Origin of the sequence: Pseudactinotalea sp. Z1732, from assembly GCF_049724975.1 — a bacterium.
Taxonomy (GTDB): domain Bacteria; phylum Actinomycetota; class Actinomycetes; order Actinomycetales; family Beutenbergiaceae; genus CALKWS01.
The window spans coordinates 1-17,028 of record NZ_JBMPQC010000002.1 but is presented as its reverse complement, the minus strand read 5'-3'; the positions used below and the strand labels follow the sequence as shown (position 1 = coordinate 17,028).

Annotated in this window: 19 protein-coding genes and 1 pseudogene; 8 read left to right on the top strand and 12 right to left on the bottom strand. The window is 65.2% G+C overall.

The features are described from left to right. The first annotated feature begins 134 nt into the window (after nucleotides 1-134). A complete protein-coding gene (locus tag ACPL7H_RS03935; RefSeq protein ID WP_424795814.1) occupies nucleotides 135-2,171 on the top strand; it encodes an FIMAH domain-containing protein in 2,037 nt (678 codons plus the stop codon). A gap of 149 nt (nucleotides 2,172-2,320) precedes the next feature. Here the strand turns inward: ACPL7H_RS03935 and ACPL7H_RS03930 are convergent, their stop codons facing one another. The 7 genes and pseudogenes from ACPL7H_RS03930 to ACPL7H_RS03900 all read right to left on the bottom strand — a co-directional run bounded on the left by ACPL7H_RS03930 (nucleotide 2,321) and on the right by ACPL7H_RS03900 (nucleotide 6,466). Continuing rightward, on the bottom strand, nucleotides 2,321-2,758 hold the full coding sequence (locus tag ACPL7H_RS03930; RefSeq protein WP_424795813.1) for a type II toxin-antitoxin system VapC family toxin: 438 nt from the start codon (nucleotides 2,756-2,758) through the stop codon (nucleotides 2,321-2,323). Beyond that, entirely contained in the window at nucleotides 2,755-3,000 is a 246-nt protein-coding gene (locus ACPL7H_RS03925; protein ID WP_424795812.1) for a FitA-like ribbon-helix-helix domain-containing protein, read from the bottom strand. The genes ACPL7H_RS03930 and ACPL7H_RS03925 overlap by 4 nt, the downstream gene beginning before the upstream one ends. A gap of 12 nt (nucleotides 3,001-3,012) precedes the next feature. Continuing rightward, nucleotides 3,013-3,537, bottom strand: coding sequence for a hemerythrin domain-containing protein (locus ACPL7H_RS03920; RefSeq protein WP_424795811.1), 525 nt, complete (start codon nucleotides 3,535-3,537; stop codon nucleotides 3,013-3,015). A gap of 162 nt (nucleotides 3,538-3,699) precedes the next feature. After that, nucleotides 3,700-4,194, bottom strand: a pseudogene (locus tag ACPL7H_RS03915) (DUF4143 domain-containing protein); the annotation flags it as partial. Between the two features lie 201 nt (nucleotides 4,195-4,395). Continuing rightward, nucleotides 4,396-5,052, bottom strand: coding sequence for a DUF2510 domain-containing protein (locus tag ACPL7H_RS03910; protein ID WP_424795810.1), 657 nt, complete (start codon nucleotides 5,050-5,052; stop codon nucleotides 4,396-4,398). A gap of 225 nt (nucleotides 5,053-5,277) precedes the next feature. Beyond that, nucleotides 5,278-6,183, bottom strand: a complete 906-nt coding sequence (locus ACPL7H_RS03905; RefSeq protein ID WP_424795809.1) for a cation diffusion facilitator family transporter — start codon at nucleotides 6,181-6,183, stop codon at nucleotides 5,278-5,280. A gap of 103 nt (nucleotides 6,184-6,286) precedes the next feature. Continuing rightward, nucleotides 6,287-6,466: a hypothetical protein gene (locus ACPL7H_RS03900; protein ID WP_424787781.1), complete on the bottom strand. Its 180-nt coding sequence runs from the start codon at nucleotides 6,464-6,466 to the stop codon at nucleotides 6,287-6,289. A 183-nt stretch (nucleotides 6,467-6,649) separates the two neighbouring features. On the opposite strand from ACPL7H_RS03900, the gene ACPL7H_RS03895 reads away from it, so the two are divergent. Together ACPL7H_RS03895 and ACPL7H_RS03890 are read left to right on the top strand one after the other, a co-directional pair. After that, on the top strand, nucleotides 6,650-7,528 hold the full coding sequence (locus ACPL7H_RS03895) for a carbon-nitrogen hydrolase family protein (protein ID WP_424795808.1): 879 nt from the start codon (nucleotides 6,650-6,652) through the stop codon (nucleotides 7,526-7,528). 9 nt (nucleotides 7,529-7,537) lie between these two features. Then, a complete protein-coding gene (locus ACPL7H_RS03890) occupies nucleotides 7,538-8,872 on the top strand; it encodes an APC family permease (RefSeq protein ID WP_424795807.1) in 1,335 nt (444 codons plus the stop codon). Nucleotides 8,873-9,021: 149 nt separating this feature from the next. Here the strand turns inward: ACPL7H_RS03890 and ACPL7H_RS03885 are convergent, their stop codons facing one another. Beyond that, on the bottom strand, nucleotides 9,022-9,360 hold the full coding sequence (locus ACPL7H_RS03885; RefSeq protein WP_424795806.1) for a type II toxin-antitoxin system PemK/MazF family toxin: 339 nt from the start codon (nucleotides 9,358-9,360) through the stop codon (nucleotides 9,022-9,024). Beyond that, nucleotides 9,353-9,601: a hypothetical protein gene (locus tag ACPL7H_RS03880; RefSeq protein ID WP_424795805.1), complete on the bottom strand. Its 249-nt coding sequence runs from the start codon at nucleotides 9,599-9,601 to the stop codon at nucleotides 9,353-9,355. The genes ACPL7H_RS03885 and ACPL7H_RS03880 overlap by 8 nt, the downstream gene beginning before the upstream one ends. 182 nt (nucleotides 9,602-9,783) lie before the next feature. On the opposite strand from ACPL7H_RS03880, the gene ACPL7H_RS03875 reads away from it, so the two are divergent. The 3 genes from ACPL7H_RS03875 (at nucleotide 9,784) to ACPL7H_RS03865 (ending at nucleotide 11,262) form a co-directional block, all read left to right on the top strand. Beyond that, entirely contained in the window at nucleotides 9,784-10,278 is a 495-nt protein-coding gene (locus ACPL7H_RS03875) for a hypothetical protein (protein WP_424795804.1), read from the top strand. 427 nt (nucleotides 10,279-10,705) lie between these two features. Beyond that, a complete protein-coding gene (locus ACPL7H_RS03870; protein WP_424787777.1) occupies nucleotides 10,706-10,960 on the top strand; it encodes a ribbon-helix-helix protein, CopG family in 255 nt (84 codons plus the stop codon). Continuing rightward, the gene (locus ACPL7H_RS03865; protein ID WP_424795803.1) at nucleotides 10,957-11,262 is read left to right on the top strand and encodes a type II toxin-antitoxin system RelE/ParE family toxin; all 306 of its coding nucleotides are present in this window, start codon (nucleotides 10,957-10,959) and stop codon (nucleotides 11,260-11,262) included. Before ACPL7H_RS03870 ends, ACPL7H_RS03865 begins: the two co-directional genes overlap by 4 nt. Nucleotides 11,263-11,309: 47 nt before the next feature. On the opposite strand, the gene ACPL7H_RS03860 is transcribed toward ACPL7H_RS03865, so the two are convergent. From ACPL7H_RS03860 to ACPL7H_RS03850, 3 genes are all read right to left on the bottom strand, one after another. After that, entirely contained in the window at nucleotides 11,310-11,900 is a 591-nt protein-coding gene (locus ACPL7H_RS03860; protein ID WP_424795802.1) for a hypothetical protein, read from the bottom strand. A 157-nt stretch (nucleotides 11,901-12,057) separates the two neighbouring features. After that, nucleotides 12,058-12,540, bottom strand: a complete 483-nt coding sequence (locus ACPL7H_RS03855) for a hypothetical protein (RefSeq protein WP_424795801.1) — start codon at nucleotides 12,538-12,540, stop codon at nucleotides 12,058-12,060. Between the two features lie 5 nt (nucleotides 12,541-12,545). Beyond that, nucleotides 12,546-12,989, bottom strand: coding sequence for a DUF3892 domain-containing protein (locus ACPL7H_RS03850; RefSeq protein ID WP_424795800.1), 444 nt, complete (start codon nucleotides 12,987-12,989; stop codon nucleotides 12,546-12,548). 19 nt (nucleotides 12,990-13,008) lie between these two features. Between ACPL7H_RS03850 and ACPL7H_RS03845 the strand changes: the two genes are divergently transcribed. Both ACPL7H_RS03845 and ACPL7H_RS03840 read left to right on the top strand, forming a co-directional pair. Next, nucleotides 13,009-15,063, top strand: coding sequence for a hypothetical protein (locus ACPL7H_RS03845; protein WP_424795799.1), 2,055 nt, complete (start codon nucleotides 13,009-13,011; stop codon nucleotides 15,061-15,063). Nucleotides 15,064-15,066: 3 nt separating this feature from the next. Further along, complete coding sequence (locus tag ACPL7H_RS03840; protein WP_424795798.1) at nucleotides 15,067-16,707, top strand: type I restriction-modification system subunit M; 1,641 nt, start codon at nucleotides 15,067-15,069, stop codon at nucleotides 16,705-16,707. Nucleotides 16,708-17,028: the final 321 nt, after the last annotated feature.

The following is a 17,028-nucleotide window of genomic DNA, read 5'->3' as shown; positions in this document are numbered from 1 at the left end:
TCCGTGATGTCACTGAAGCCGTTGCTGAAAACTCCTCGAGACCCGTCGGGTCTGTCGACGCGAGTTTCCGGTGCCTCGGCGGTGGCGTCCGCGGCCGGTCCCAACCCCCATACACCCGAGGATGTGGTTCGATCATGGCTCGCTCTCGCTCGCGTCTGACCCGCACCGGCAGTGTCGCCGCTGCCGCTGCCCTGGCACTGGCCGGCTTCACCGCATCGCCCGCGGTCGCCGATGACGAGGATTTCCGTGTTCAGCCATACCTGCAGAACCCGGCCACCGACGGGATGCTCATCACCTGGATGTCCTGGGATGACGAGCCGGGCGAGGTGCAGCTGGAGGGCCAGGACCCCATCGAGTCGGACCCGGAGGTTCAGGAGGCACTGGACTGGACGGACAACAACCGGCAGCAGGCCATCGATCACCCTGAGTGGGGCGACTGGTTCCGCGAGGGCCGCAACTACCGCCATCAGGTCCAACTGAGCGACTTGGAGCCGGACACCACCTACACCTACACGGTGCGCCAAGGGACCTCAGAGATCACGAACACCTTCACGACCGCGCCCACATCCGATGACTGGGAGAACATCAGGCTCGTCGCGATGGCGGACTCCGAGACCGATCCGGCGGGCCGCACCTCCCATCGCGAGTGGGTCCCGGGTGCCATCGCCGAGGGGAGCGAGCGCCCTTCGGTCACCGACAGCCTGTGGGCCGAACGCTTCGGTACCACGGAACAGCAGGGTGAGGAGATCCTGCAGTACGCCCTGACCGAGGATCAGGGCTTCGCCTACAACATGGAGATCGTCACCGAGCGCGACCCCGACCTGATGCTGTTCGCCGGTGACCTGGTCCAGGGTGGCGGTTTCCAACCCGCCTGGGACGAGTGGTTCCGGTACCTGGCCGGAGAGGTCGGCAACCCGGCCTCCAGCCGGCCGGTGGTCACTGCCCTGGGCAACTGGGAACCGTTCGGAGCCTCCGATGGTGGGTATGAGATCGAGGCGGTGATGAACGGTCGGGACTCCTTCCACTCCTATTTCACCCCGTTCCCGAACGGCACGCCGGAGCACCAGGGCAACTACCACCGTCTCGACTACGGCCCGCTCACCGTGATCACCCTGGACTCCACCAAGGGCATCCCGGACGACCACCCCGACAATTACGCCGAAGAGGACAAACTCTCCGGCATCGAGTACGACGGTCCGGGCCCGGACACCCAGTCGAGTTACACCAGTACGGAATACATTGCCGCCGGCGGTGACAACCTCTCGCCCTACAACGAGGGCAGCATTCAGTGGAACTGGGCCGAGGATCAGTTGGCGGACGCCCGCGAGCAGGGGCAGATCATCGTGGTGCAGTTCCATCACGCGCCCTACTCCTCCGGGGAGCACGGGCTTCCGATGAACCACGAGGACACCTCGGGTCAGGGCGGGACCCCGATGCGCATTTATTCGGAGATGTTCGAGCAGTACGGAGTGGCGGCGGTGTTGTCAGGGCACTCGGAGATGTTCGAGCGCTCACTGGTCGACCTCACCGGTGACGGCAATGCCGTCAACTACTACGACGTCGGCGTGGCCGGGGACGGCCTGCGCGGCGAGCGCAGGGCCAACGGGAACCTGCTGTCCGAACCGATCCTGGAATACAACCCCTACCGGGTGTGGTCCGCCGACCAGTTCGAACCCGAGATCTGGGATGGGGAGACGCTGGTCGACGGCGGCAAGCACTACGGCCACCTGGAGATCAACATCGAACGCGACGCGGACGGCGGGGCGACGATGAGCCTGACGCCGGTGTACTCCTTCCCGCTGCTCGATGACGACCTCGACGTACTCGGCACCGAACGGCGGATCTACGACGACGAGGTGTCATTGGCGATCGGCGCTGACGGCACCGTGGAACCGGAGGAACGGGACGCCGTCGACGCGGTCGCTGACCTTGCCACCGCGTTGCAGGAGTACGTCGACGCCGGCGATGTCGCTGGTCCGATCGCGAACCAGCTGGAGAACGCCCTGCGCCAGGCTGAACAGCACCTGGAGGGCGACCGCACCAACCCGGCGAGGGTCGCCATGGAGCGGTTCGTGCGGCACCTGGACAATCCGAAGCGTCCCGACACCCTCACCGAACAAGCCGCGGAGGACCTTCGGGTCCAGGCGATGAGCGTGCTTGACCTCATCTGACGACGTCTGAACGACCCTCCGATTCGCCGGTCGGCGGTCTGCGGTCGGCGGTCGGCGGTCGGCGGTCGGCGAAAGTTACAGTGGCCCCAGCACCCGGCGTGGGTCTGCGTCCAGTGCGAGCGTGTCCGGCAGGTGGAGGTTGGGGCTCCTCATAACGGAAGCGGCTCTCCATGATCGCCGCGATAGGGGTCGACCAGGTCCAGCCCGAGGTGCGCGAAGTCCTCGGTGTCCCGGGTCGCCAGGGCGCTTCCGCTGAAGCGTGCGATGGCTGCGATGAGTGCATCCATCGCCCCGATCGGGCGCCCGATGCCGCGTCTGGTCGCCACGATGTCGGCGTACTGCGCCGCGCATGCGGGCACTAGCGGCAAACAGACGCCGAGGGTGTCGAATGCGGCTGTCGCCACCGACTCGATCCGGTCGCGGCGCTGTCCGGCGGGCAGCAGCGCGACGCCAGCGAGGATCTCGGCGCGCGTGACCACCGTGGTCACGGGTTGCTCGGCCAGGCCGCGTACCCAGTTCAGCACTGCTGGAGAAGCAGCAGACCCCCGCATGAGTTCGGAGACGACGTTGGTGTCGAGGATGATCACGACTGCAGGTCGGCCGCCGTCGCCGGTTCATCCTCAGGTTCCGGCAGGTCCACGCCGCCAACCTCATACCTGACGGCGATCAACTGCTCGACCCAGTTCAGGTCGGCTTTCCCGGTGGATTCCAGTGCAGCCAGGAGGATCCCCCGAGCCTCCGCCTCCATCGAGCGACCGTGGGCAGCCGCCCGCATCCGAAGTCGCTGTTTGGCTTCCTCGGGCAGTTGACGGATGGTGATCGCGGCCATGTTGCAATGATATCACTGCAGCACGCGTCCGGATCGAACGTGACGCGGAGTTCGCCGGTCGGCGGAACTACCGCGGCCCCAGGGTCCGGCGTGGGTCTGCGTCCAGTGCGAGGTCTCCAGCAGGTGGAGGAGTTGGCGCTCCTCATAACGGAAGTGGCTCTCCATGATCGCCGCGATCCCCTCGAGGTGACGATCCAACTCGACCGGGGAGGCCGCTCTCGACACCGCTTCCTGCAACCCCGAGAGCAGGTGGGCGATCATCGAGTGGTCCTGCTCCAGGCGTTGCAGGGTCGGCCGCAGTTCGGGATGCGCTGCCGCGATCGCGGGAAACAACTCCCGGTCCTCACCCTCGTGGTGCCCGGCCAACGCGGTGCAGAACCCGTGGCAGAACAGCAACAGGTCACGCGTCGCCGAGTCGGCGTCGCCTCCGGCGTCCACCGCCTCGCGCGTGACTCGCAGCGCCTCACGCAACTGCTGATGCACGGCACGTAACTCTCGACTCCAGGCCACCAGCCTGGTCTTCTCGCCCTCAGTCACGTGAGGGCGAAGGGCATGACGTGATCATCGTCGTACTCCTTCGTGTCCCACGCCTCCATGCCTGACACTGCCTGCCACCAGCACGCGACGCTGGTCGTTAGCGTAGTCCAGTATCAACGGCGCCTAACGGAGTACCGATCGAGCGCCGCGCCCGAACTGTCCCTAGGTGCATGGGAAGCACGCGGCTCCGATCTCACGCTCTCCGCGCTGGGTTCGTAAGTGGCTCGTGCGCGCCTCGACTGTCTGTGCATAGGAGCGGAGACTGAGTGTGGCCAAACTCTCGAAGAGGGCGCCGATCTGCGTTCCGGTGTTCGAGGCGCCGCCACCGGCTGTGCTTCCGCTGAGCATGGACTCCTTGGTGGCTTTGAGTAGCCGTGCCGCAGGCGCCGGGTCGGCCAGATGATGCTTAGGAGCCGCCGTCAGGCCCCGCAGCCTCATTGTCTCGGGCGACCATGCTGGTAGCGGATCCAGCAGCCATAGCGACGTGAGCCAGTCCCGGTACCGGATGCTCGTGGCTTTGCTCGGCGGATCTGCGTCGCCTGGGTTGGCCGAACGCCGAATGGACTCCCACGTGGCTGTGGAGGATGTCGCGGCCGCATAGGCCACGATCCACGACCGCAGGCTGTGCAGTCGCCGCACCGTTACGCCTTGCTCATCGGCGAAATCCCGAGAATGCGCCCGGACGAGGTAACCGTGAAGTCAAACGATACCTTTGCGAGAGACTAAACGAAACGTTCACGCGAGGACGATGTGGCTGGAGAACCCGGGCAACGCAGGGTGTATCAGGGGGCTGATCGGGTGGGCCGGCCGGGATACTGTGTGCCTCCGCTGGATCAGGCCGGTTCGCTTCTCCGACGATCACGGCTCTCCGATGCCGTAGGTGAAACGGCCGGTACTCCAGTTCATGGTGGCGTTGTAGGTGTATCCCGAATGCCGCCCACCTGAGAGTTCCTCATTCGCCACGAAGCATGCGAAGACCGTTGTCTGCTGTGCGAGATCCTCCAGCGACCCACCGCCCACAGGCGAACACGTCACTTCGAGGACCGGCCCGTCGATGAGACCTTCCTCGATGTGTTCCTCAGCCAAATCGCCGATGGAGTCCTCGATCTCCGGGACCGCTTCTTCGCGCCGTTCCAACTCGGCCTGCTGCCCTGCTTCCTCTGCATCGCGTTCCTCAGCCTCGGCTTGCGCAGCGGCCGCTGCCGCCTCCTCCTCTTCCTCCGCAGCCGCAGCGGCCTCTTCTGCCGCGTCCTGCGCAAGTTCCGCTGCGCGTGCCGCCTCGCGAGAATCGTTGATCGATATCGCAGCGAACGTGCCCCCACCTACGAGCACAAGGGCAGTAAGGACGGCCACGACCACCCATTTCGCACGTGAGCCTTTCGACGGAGTTGGCCCACCAAATTCTCCTCCGTCAGGATCCGGCAGATCCAACCAAGTCACGCCATCCCAGTAGCGGCGGCCACCGGATGGTGTGGGGTACCAGCCAGGACCCGGAGTCATCGGAGGTTGGGTCATGGCTGCACTCCTTACGCTGCGAAGGCCCCGTGGTCGGCCATCTCATTCCAGAGTAGGCCGCGGGTCTGACACCGGGCGAAGGTCCTCGTATCACGTTTCGGCAACGACGTATCGGGTACTCGGGGAGATGTGGTCCGCCACCTGCGCGACGTAGCAGCAACATCGGACTTGCTGAGGTATGTCTGCTTGCCGGATATCGCGCGGCCGGTCGCGGGGCGGGCGGATTCAGCGTAGGTCGGGTTCGAGGTAGATCGACATCTTCAGGGGCGCAGCCGCCCGGGCACGCTCCTCGGCGGCATCGATCGCGCCGGCGATCTGCGCGGCGCTGTCGGTGCGGGTAACCGCGATCTTGGCGGCGACGAGGATCTGGTCGGGGCCCAGGTGCAAGGTGCGCATGTGGATCACCGAATCGACCCCGTCGCCAACCAGCGCATTCTCGATCGCGCGGTGATGTTCCGGGACCGCTGACTCCCCGATGAGCATGGAGGCCATCTCGATCGCGAGGAAGACGGCGATGATCACCAGCAGGACCCCGATCGCCGCGGTTCCGGCGGCGTCCCAGCGCCCGTCACCGGTGAGGAGGGTCAGCCCGACTCCAGCCATCGCGAAAACCAGACCGACGAGCGCGCCGGTGTCCTCCAAGAGGATCACCGGAAGCTCTGGTGAACGGGTCTTGCGGATATAGCGCAGCCACGGCAGCCGGCCGCGCACCTGGTTGGCTTCCTTGACGGCGGTGCGCAGCGCGAAGGCCTCCATGACGATGGCCAGGCCCAAGACGAGCGGAGGCACCCAGTGCCACGCGTCGATGCCGTGTGGATCAGACCACTTGTGCCAGGCCTCATACAGCGCGAAGCAGCCACCGAGGGTGAACAGCACGATGGAAACGACGAAGGCGTACACGTACCGCACTCGGCCGTAACCGAACTGGTGCGTCGGGGAGGGCTGCCGCTGGGCGCGGCGCCCACCGATGAGCAGTAACGCCTGATTGCTGGAGTCGGCCACCGAGTGGACACCCTCGGCGAGCATCGAACTGGAACCGGTGAGGATCCAAGCAAGAAACTTCGTCACCGCAATGCCCAGGTTAGCCACGAGCGCGGTGACCACTGCCTTGGTGCCGCCACTAGCAGCCATCGGGGCTCCCCTAGTCGAAAGGGTCTCCCGCCGCAGCATAGAGCCGAGTGTTTCCGAACACGAGTTGCCCCGGGAGCGTCTGGAGGCCGCGGACTGCGAGGAATCAGCGGGTCGTCGTCGTACCGCTGCTGCCCCTGGCCTTGGCCCGCAGCCAGAGGAACACTCCGGTTCCCACGAACAAGATGATGCCGATGAGGGTGAGCCACAGCAGGCCCTCGATGATCGCGCCGATCACCGACACCACGAGCCACAGCACGAGCAGGAAAATCAGGAAGCCAATCATGAATGGGACGGTAGCAACACCGGGCTGCACCGGCATGTTGAGCCGTGGTGTAGGGGTGATCGGGCGTATCCAAAGTCGGGGCCCAATCTGCCTCGGAATTCATGTTCTGAAATCCATCGAGAAGTCCGGGCGCAGGAGTATGCTCCGGCTCATCGCAGCCTGCGAGTATTCGGAGGTGATGGGGTGAATCGATGGTTACCGATTCTCGTCGCCCAAGTTCCCGCACGAAACCCCGCCACGGCCACCAGCGAACTCGGCGATGAGGTTTCCGAACTTCTCAAGGACTTTCCCGAGACCAGGCTTCTGCTATATCCCGAATATCACACGTGTGAAGTCTCGGGGGATCCGGAAGAGCGCGCCGCCCTGTACGCCGAACTGGCAGAACCGCTGGAGGGTCCCCGGGTGCGGGAACTAGCCGCGATCGCCCGGGCGAACGCTGTGTGGCTGTTCCCGGGGACGATTATCGAAAGCGGGCCGTCCGGTGAGGTGTACAACACCGCCATCCTGCTGAGTCCTGCGGGTGAGGTGGTCTGCTCCTACCGAAAGATATTCCCGTGGCGCCCGTTCGAACCATTCACCTCCGGGTCCACGATGGCTGTGGGAGACATCCCGGATGTGGGACGCATCGGGTTGAGCATCTGCTACGACATCTGGTTTCCGGAGGTGGCTCGCCACCTGGCCTGGATGGGGTCAGACGTCATCTTGTGCCCGGCACAAACGAGCACGTCCGACCGTGAACAAGAACTGATCCTGGCCCGCGCTACCGCGATCCAGAACCAGACGTTCGTGCTGAGCGTGAACGCCTCCGCTCCCCATGGAACCGGTCGAAGCATCATCGTCGACCCCGAGGGGATCGTCCGCTCCCAGGCACCGAGTGAAGCACCGGCCTTCCTGACCGACGTCCTCGACCTCGGCGCCGTCGCACGGGTCCGCAGGTACGGCACTGCCGGCCTCAACCGCATGTGGGATCAAGTCCGCACGGACGACGCCGAGATCCCACTACCTCTCTATAACGGATCGATCAGCGCACAGCGCTGGCGGCCGCACTCTTCACGAGATTAGGAGAGCAAAGTGACCACGCCCAAACTCGAACGGACCGTGACTCTGTGGCCGATGGTCCTTTTCGGTCTTGCCTACATCACGCCTTTCATCGTTCTGACCACATTCGGCGCGTTCTCGGAGGTCAGCGGGGGCATGCTCGCCGGCAGCTACGCGTTGACGACCATCGCGATGATCTTCACCGCGATCAGTTACGCGAAACTTGCCAGAGAGTTCCCGGTATCGGGTTCCGCCTATACCTACGCACGCCGCGCGATCGGGCCCCGCACAGGATTCATGGTGGGGTGGGCGATCCTGTTGGACTATTTCTTCCTGCCCATGGTCGTCTGGTTGATCGGCACCGCCTACCTGACCGCCGAATTCCCCGGCGTTCCCGGTTGGGTGTTCCTGCTCGGCTTCATCCTGCTCACCACGATTCTCAACGTCATCGGCATCAAGGTCGCGACCCGGGTGAACCTGGCGCTCATCAGTTTCCAGGTTCTGGTGCTTCTATTCTTCGTCGGGCTATCGCTGCGCCGGGTCTTTGCTGATCCTGATCTGGCCGTCACCACTGAACCGTTCTGGAACGCGGATGTGGGTCTGACGCCGCTGGTAGCCGGAGCGGCGCTGGCGGCGTACAGCTTCATCGGATTCGACGCCGTCAGCACATTCTCCGAAGAAGCGGTGGACCCGAAACGAACTGTGCCCCGTGCCATCATCTTGACCGCCGCGATCGCCGGTGCCGTGTTCGTCGCCGTGGCTTTCGTGGTCCAACTGGTCAGCGCCGGAGCGACATACCCCGACCCGGACAGCGCTGCTCTGGATATCGCCCGGACGATCGGCGGTGACCTGTTCGGGGCGGTGTTCCTCGCAACCGTCATCGTGGCGCAGTTCACCGCCGGCATACCCATTCAAGCGGCCGGCTCCCGACTGCTGTTCGCGATGGGCCGCGATGGGGTGCTACCGCGCAGGATCTTCGGCTACGTCTCCCCCCGATTCCGGACACCGGTGTTCAACCTCGCGCTCACCGGCGCCGTCGGCCTCATCGCGGTGTTCCTCGATGTGACCACCTCCACGTCCTTCATCAACTTCGGTGCCTTCACCGCCTTCGCCTTCGTCAACATCTCCGTGATCGTTCTATTCATGCGGCAGCGCCACGAGAAGCACCGGAATGTCCTCAGTTGGACGCTCCAGCCACTGCTCGGCCTTGGGGTGATCACGTGGCTACTGGTCAATCTCGACGTCAACGCGCTGACGATCGGGGTGATCTGGCTGGTCCTCGGGTTCGCGTGGCTCCTCATCATGACAAGAGGCCTGCGGCGGGAGCCGCCCGAGGTGAGGCTGGAGGAGGTCGTCGCCGACGCGTGATGGCGCCGTGCACACGTGCAGTACCTTCACGAAGCGCGAGGTCAAGAGCGACGATGAGCCATCTCGGGCTGCTCGGCGCACTCAACCCTGCACGTCGGCATGGAACCAGTCACTTGCGCCGTGCAGGAGCACGTCAAGGCGCAGGCCGCTCAGAGCCGCAGCAGCAACCGAAGCACGCGATCCACCTCAGACATCACCGCGATGTCAGCACGGCCCAAACGATGCACCAGCCGAGCCGTGCTGAGGGTACGCGGCTGCTCTGCCTGCACGTAACTAGTCTCATCCAGGCCCGATGAGCCCGGAGTAATCTCCACGCGCGTGGGGTAGCCCCGTCTCGACCGGGTGATCGGGCAGAGCGTCACCAGCCCATAGCGGTTGGCGGGATCATCGGAGACGACGAGGGCGGGCCGATGGTAGGCAGCCTCGCGGCCGATCGGGTCGCCGAGGTCTACCAGCCACACATCGTGACGAAGAGGGGTTTCAGCCACGCCGGGATCCATCGCGCGCGGTCGCCGCATCCCACAGCGCGTTCTCCTCGGCCTGGTCGGCTGCCACTTCCGGATCGACCCGTTCCGCGGCCGCCGCTGCCCCATAGTCAGCCCAGAAGAGGGCCCGCTCGTACTCCTCCAACGCCCGGCGCACGACTTGCTCGGCAGTCTGACCGGTTCGTGCACCGACGTCATTGACCCGGTCGCGGGTCTGCTTGCTGAGTTTGATCGTGGTCGCCACGCACTGAGTATACGCGTTCGAGTCATCTATGTATACCTTCCGCAGGCTCAGGGCCACGGCGAGAGTGAAGTCAACGTCCCACGCTTCGCGCCGTATGCAGGCTCCCACCCGGTGTCCTCTCGGATAGATGACTGCACCCCTTGAGGCTGCTGACTGGCGCTGAGAATGTATGGAGTTCGCTGATGGCAACTGGGGAGCGGCGGATCGATCGCTGGGCACGTTCAGTGTGGGCGTCCGGCATCCCCTCAGGGGTCGAGCGCCGGATACTGCTGGAGAGTCCGCACGCCACGCAGCCCGGGTTCTGGAAAACTCCGCCGGGTGTGGTGTTGGTGATCGTGCTCGCCTTCTCAGGGATCGCCGGAGTGGGGGCTTTCCTCTCCAGTCCGGATCTGACCGCCTGGCGTCGAGGTTTCGATGCCGAGCAGGCCCTGATACTCGCCGGTGTCTGCTTTGCCCTGTCGACGGTGTTCGTGATTTTTCTAGCCGTGAGTTGGGCACGTCAGGGACGCGAGCGTGGGGCGGCCGCCGTTGTCTTGTTGACGATGGTGCCTGTGTGCGCAACCGGACCTTGCAGACCTTGGCGGACCGAAGCCTCCTCGCGCGCGAGATCGTCGACCGCGCACGAGATGTTCCCCTCGGTGAACTGCACACCTTGGATGATGGAGCAGAAGCGCTAAGGCCTGACCCCTGAGGGATGAGTTACCCGCGAAGTGGGTTCACAATGCGCACTCCGCGCAACGTCGCCCCCTCAGGGAAGTCTTCACTCCCCCGCGGCGTCGCCAGAGCGCGCCAGGCGCGTTGTTGGCGGTCCGGATCAGATTCGTCGAAGGGATAAGCGAGTCGTGTCCAGGAATGCCCCACGAGATGCGCCGACCGTCGTAGAGGTCCTCTCGAGACCATCCACGGCCCCCAGACGTCCCGCTCATCGACCTCGACAGCTCCAGAAGCCAAGTCACCGTGCGTTGTTGGCGTTCGTCCTCGCCGTCGTCCTCGGCGTACTTGTGCGCATTGGGTTACGGGCAGTCGTGACCAGCCCGCCGGCGGCGCATGAACCCTGCGAGGTGCGTACGCCGCAGTATGATGAACTCATACCGAGGAGGAACCATGGCAGTCCGTAAGGTGGCGATCACTCTCCCTGAAGAACTCTATGAACTCGTCGAGCGCGCCCGGGCAATCGAGCATCGAAGCCGCTCGGAGGTCGTCCAAGAGGCTCTTCGTACCCACTTCGGCGAACCGACTTACCGGCCGACCGAGGCCGAACGTGCCCAACTCCTCGCGGCCCTTGATGCGATCCAAGCCGACCCGCAATCAGTGCGTGAGTGGTCCGAGGTTCGCAACGACCTTCGTCAGCACAGGTGAAGGTTCACATCACTAGGGACGCTGAGAGCGACCTCGTAACGGCCCGTCGCTACTACGCGGCGATCGACTCGGCGCTGGGCGAGCGCTTCTTGGACGATTTCGACGCTGTGATCGACCGTCTCGCCGTGTTTCCCGACGGCGCACCTCCGGTTGAGGGTTTCACCGCGCTGCGGCGAACTCGGATGCGCCGGTTCCCGTACGGCGTCTTCTACACCCGTGCTGGAGAAGCGGAACTGATCGTCGTGCGTGTGCTGCACACCAGACGCGATCAACCCGCCGCCCTTGAAGGCCCGCCCGCCTGATCGCCGCAAACGGGCCTCCCACCGTTATCGGTCACCAATCGGAGTCATCACCCCATGAACTCCCACGTCCCACACCCCTGGCTGCTGAATCCAGCATCACTCCCCTGGATCGTGACCGTCGAAGGGCCCGACGTGAAGTCGTTGGAGATGATGTCGCTGAACTCACCGGAGAATCCGGAGAGCCGCTCCCAATAGCATCCGCTACCGCCGTCGGTGCGGTAGGTGCCCGGCTCAATGTCCTCGCCGACCCGCCAGGTGCCGTTCCCGAATGAGTCGCTCGGCTCCGCCGCTCCGGCGGCGGCCTCAGCCTCGGCCTCCGCGGCAGCCTGCGCTTCTTGGCTCTCCGCCTCCATGGCTTCCACGCGCTCCAGCGCCTCGTCACGCTCGGTCCTGGCAGCGGTGATCTCGCCCGCGATTTCGTCCCGCTCCGCGGCTACGGACTCGAGGTCGGCGGCCACACTGTCACGATCGGCCTCCGTCTCCTCCAGTTCCGTGACAAGCGCGTCCCGCTCGGCCTCGACATCTGCCACTGCGGCCTCGATCTCGGCATCGAGATCCCCCGTCGGCGTGATCTCCTCTGTGTCCCCTCCGGCGCCCGCAGCAACGCCGATAGTGAACGCAAGCACACCCACGATCACGGGTGTCAGCCAGCGGCGCAAGCGTCCCTTGCGAGGCGGCGCTGGAGCATCGGTCCCTACCCCCGAGGCGCCATCAGCAGTCGGACTCTCATCGAACTGTGGGTCCGGGGAGTAGGAGTAATCCTGGTAAGGGTCATTCGTCATCGTCCTTGTCCTTTCAATCGATCGTGATCATCAGGTTCAGACCCGAGTTCGGGTGATAGGTCCAGGTGGCGGTGTAGACGTCCCAGGAGTCACTCACGCGTCCGTCAAGAGCCCGCGTTGCGGCGATCTGGGTGGTAACGCGGGTCGGCACGTCCAGGGCAATGAAGGCACACAGCACTTCGAGGTAATCCATGCCGAGGGGGTTCTCCTCCCCGGCGGTCTGCAGGAGCAGGGTGCGGCCCTCATCGGCCAGTTGCGCGCCGAGGTCTTCTTCAAACCCACAGCGCTCGTAGGCGGCTTCCAGCGCAGTAGGCGCCGGGGGCCGGCTCTGCCAGTAGGCGGTACCCGCCAAGACGAGTACCACCACCGCGATTCCGAGCAGACCGATCAAACGCCACCGACGGCGCTTTCCCCTTTCCTGCTCGGCAGCCAGAATCGCCTCAACCGAGTAGCCCTGCCCAGCAGCGGGCCCTTCTCGCCGCGATTCGGTATCCATCGCGATCAGAACCGGGGAAGTTCGAGCAGGTTGTTGGACTCCCGCCCGTCGGCAACGGTGGTGATGTAGCGCAGCCCGTTCACCGAGGTAGCCACGACCACCGGCGCCTGCGCACCCGTTGCGTCGTTGTGGCTGCGGTACTGCTGGCCGGCCAAGATCCCGGCGACGGTTTCCGCCAGGGTCGCGGTGCGCAAAGTGCCGGTGGTGGCGAACGAGAACTGCACCGCGGTGATGTGACGGTTAAGGGTGCCCGGATCTTCCAGGCGAACCTTACGGATATACATCATCGAGAACCTCCTGTTAACGGGAGAACTGATCTGCCCTCCGCTGGTCTCCAGGAACGTAGAGCGACGTTCACTCGCATTTCCAACACCATGGCGATAAGCCCCCTTATCGCCTGGATAGCGCCCGGTGTCTGCATCCATCGCTACGATGAAGTCATCGCCCATCGACCGACAGGAGACCGCCATGGCACCCAGCCCCGCACCAGGCGCGGAGGAGCCTCAGCCACCGGCTGCTCTGTTGTCGATGTCCGGCATCGCTCGGCTGGCCAAGGTCCGCCGGCCGGTGGTGACGATCTGGCGGCGGCGCAAGGCCCAAGGCCCGGACCCGTTCCCCGCGCCGGTCAACCCCGGCCACCCGGAACTGCAGTTCGACGCTACGGAGATCGCCGCATGGCTCACCCGTACCGGCCTGGGCAACAACGCCAGTGCCCAGGAGGACCTCGCCGCCCACGTCCGTCCGGGCCCCGCGCACCTGAGCGCCGACTTCGACGCGGCGGTCGCCGCCCTCCTCACCCTGACCACGCTCACCGGCGCCTCCCTGACCGAGACCGTCCCCGCGGAACTCCTCGACCTCGCCGACGACGTCGATCCCCATGACGAGTTCTGTTACCGCGAAGTCGAGGCCGCCCACCAGAACCCCGAACTGGTCTCCCACGCCGAGCAGGTTGCCGATGCGTCCTACTCGGCGGCCAACGCTCTGGAGCAGTCGCTGCAGGAAGCACGACGGCGCGCACCGAACCTCCCGGACGTGCTCTCCCGTCCGGCACTGAGGTTGCTGGCCGATCTGGCAATTGCGCTGCATGAGGGAGACGACGGCGAGATGCACTTCGCCGATCCGTTCCCGCAGGCGGGTGACCTGTTGGCGGCGGTCCGCGAGCGCCTGCCTGAGCACATCCCAGCGGTCGCACACACTCCCGAGGTGACCACCGCCGTCGGACGGAACACCCTCCGGCGATTGCTGTCGGGCGGGTGGGGACGACGGCGACTGTCCGGAGAACTCGGCGCGGCACCGTCCGCCGTGGTGCTGACCCAGGTCGATCACGAGGACGACCCGCGAGGCTCCGCGCTGCACCTGTTGCGACAGATCGATGACATCGCCTTGGAAATGCACGCCGGTCAGCGTGCCGTGATCGTCGGCCCGGCCCAGGTACTGATTGACGAACTGGCCGACCGGGAGGCGGACAACCTGCGCGCGCATCTGCTCCGGCTGGACCGGGTTCGCTCCATCATCCGGTTGCCCGCCGGTAGCGTGCCGCGGCGCCACAACCGAGCCATGGCGGTGTGGGTACTGGGGGCCACGCACCCCGGCGTGCCCGCCGAGCGGCGCTGGACCACCGTCTGCGACCTTACCGACCGCGGCCTCACCCCAGCGTTGTGCATTGACGTCGTCAACGACACGCTGGCTGCGATGGGCGATGAGCAGACCGTACGTTCCCACGCGTTCCACTACTCCCGCCGGGTCGCGGCACGCTCCGTCATCGCAGCCCACGGCCCACTGATCCCCGGCCCCACCACCGCTCCCCCACGGCCGGCGACATCCGGCTCCCACACCGCGGCGCGCCTGATGACCCTGGCCGAGCGCCTCGATAGCGAACCAGCCCAGCCGCTCGCGCCCGCTGTTCGCGTCTTTCACGCAAGCGCGCCGACCACGCGGCGGCCCAGTACGCACGAGACCATCGAGCACTGGCTGGACCGAGGTGATCTGGAACTGATCCCCGGCCACCGCCTCAGCGGCGAACCCACCGACGAAGCCGGTGTCCCCGTGCTGGGCGCGGACCAGATAATGGACGGCAGCCTGGCCCCTGCTCAGGTTCACATCGACCTGCTCACCCTGGCCGAGGACTACCCCGCCGCGCACTTGAGCGAACCTGGTGACGTCATCCTCACCACCACCGGCGGGCTCCGTGCCGCCGTCGACCATGAGGGCAGCGCCCTCGTCACCTACCCCGCGCGCATCCTGCGGCCAACAGAAACACTCGACCCACACCTACTCGCCCGCGCGCTCAACCGTCACGGAGCCACCGGCGGTCGGGCTTGGCGGTCAGTGACACTGCGCCCGGTTCCGGAATCCCAACGCAAGGCGCTGCGCGAGGCGATGGCCGCAGTGGACAATGCACACAGACACGCTCATGCCCGCATTGCCGCACTGAAGGAACTCCGGGACGACTTGCTCGACGGCATCGCCGCCCGGGTTCTGCAGTTCGACACCCCCACGACAGCCCCACCGGAAGGACACTAGGACGTGCCACCCAAGCGCAAGGCCGCCGAACCCTCGGCAGCCAATTCGGTCAAGGGACCGAGTTCGATGAAGGAACTCAAGGACACCCTGTGGAAGGCCGCGGACAAACTCCGCTCCTCCATGGATGCCTCGCAGTACAAGGACGTGGTGCTGGGGCTGGTGTTCCTCAAGTATGTCTCGGATGCCTTTACCGAACGTCGTGAGCAGATCAGCGCCGAACTGACCGAACAGGGCATCGGTGAGGACCAGATCGACTCCTTCACTGATGACATCGATGAATACACCGGCCACGGAGTGTTCTGGATCCCGGCCACGGCACGCTGGGACTACCTGGCCACCAACGCCAAGGGCCTACCCGCCTCCGGCGCCGAACCGGCACGTTCTATCGGCGAACTGGTCGATGACGCCATGGAACTCATCATGGGCGCCAACCCCAGCCTGCGCGGCACCCTGCCCCGGATCTATAACCGCGACAACGTCGACCAGCGCCGACTGGGTGAGTTGATCGACCTGTTCAACACCGCCCGGTTCACCGGCCACGGGGCCACCAAGGCCCGGGACATTCTGGGCGAGGTGTATGAGTACTTCCTCGGCAAGTTCGCGGCCGCCGAGGGCAAGCGTGGCGGGGAGTTCTACACGCCCCCGGATGTGGTGCGCGTGCTGGTGGAGGTACTCGAGCCCTACTCCGGTCGGGTTTATGACCCGTGCTGCGGATCGGGCGGCATGTTCGTGCAGACCGAGAAGTTCCTGCAGCGCCACGACACCGACCGCACCGCGATCTCCGTCTACGGCCAGGAGTTGAATGACCGCACCTGGCGCATGGCGAAGATGAACCTCGCTATCCACGGCCTCAACGCCAACCTCGGTCCCAAGTGGGGGGACACCTTCGCCCGCGACCAGCACCCGGACATCGAGATGGACTACGTGCTGGCCAATCCCCCGTTCAACATCAAGGACTGGGCCCGTTCGGAGGAGGACTCCCGCTGGGTCTACGGCGTGCCACCGGCCAACAACGCCAACTACGGCTGGATCCAGCACATCCTGTCCAAACTCAGCCCCCGCGGGTCTGCGGGTGTGGTGATGGCCAACGGGTCGATGTCCTCGAACTCCGGCGGGGAGGGCAAGATCCGCGCCCAGATCGTCGAGGCGGACCTGGTCTCCTGCATGGTCGCGCTGCCGACCCAGTTGTTCCGCTCCACCGGCATCCCGGTCTGCCTGTGGTTCTTCGCTAGAGACAAGACCGCCGGCCCTGGTGGTGCAACCGACCGGACCGGCGAGGTGCTGTTCATCGACGCCCGGAACTTGGGCCACATGATCGACCGCGCCGAACGCGAACTGCGCCAGGAAGACATCGCCCAGATCGCCGACACCTTCCACGCCTGGCGGGGCACCGAATCAGCGACGACGGCGGGCCTCACCTATGAGGACGTGCCGGGCTTTGCTTACTCGGCCACCTTGGGCGAGATCAAGGAAGCGGACTACACACTCACCCCGGGCCGGTACGTCGGCGTCCCTGAGGTGGAGGACGACGGCGAGCCGCTGGAGGAGAAGATCGATCGTCTGACGACGGAGTTGCTCGAGCAGTTCGAAGAGTCGTCGCGGTTGGAACAGGTCGTACGCGAGCAGTTGGGCAGGGTCAGATAATGGCCTGGGCGACACGCAAACTCGGAGAACTCACCTCAAAGATCGGCTCTGGAGCCACGCCCCGTGGCGGCAGTACGGTGTACCGTCCATCCGGCACTACATTCATCCGTTCGCAGAACGTACACGACCACAAAATGCGCCTTGAGGACGTGGCCTACATCGATGATGACTCAGCGGCGGCCCTATCATCCGTAGCAGTGAGTCCAGGGGACGTCCTTATAAACATTACGGGCGACTCAATTGCTAGGACTTCATTAGTCGATCTAAAGGCCCTACCCGCTCGGGTGAGTCAACACGTGGCCATCCTCAGGCCCACAGATG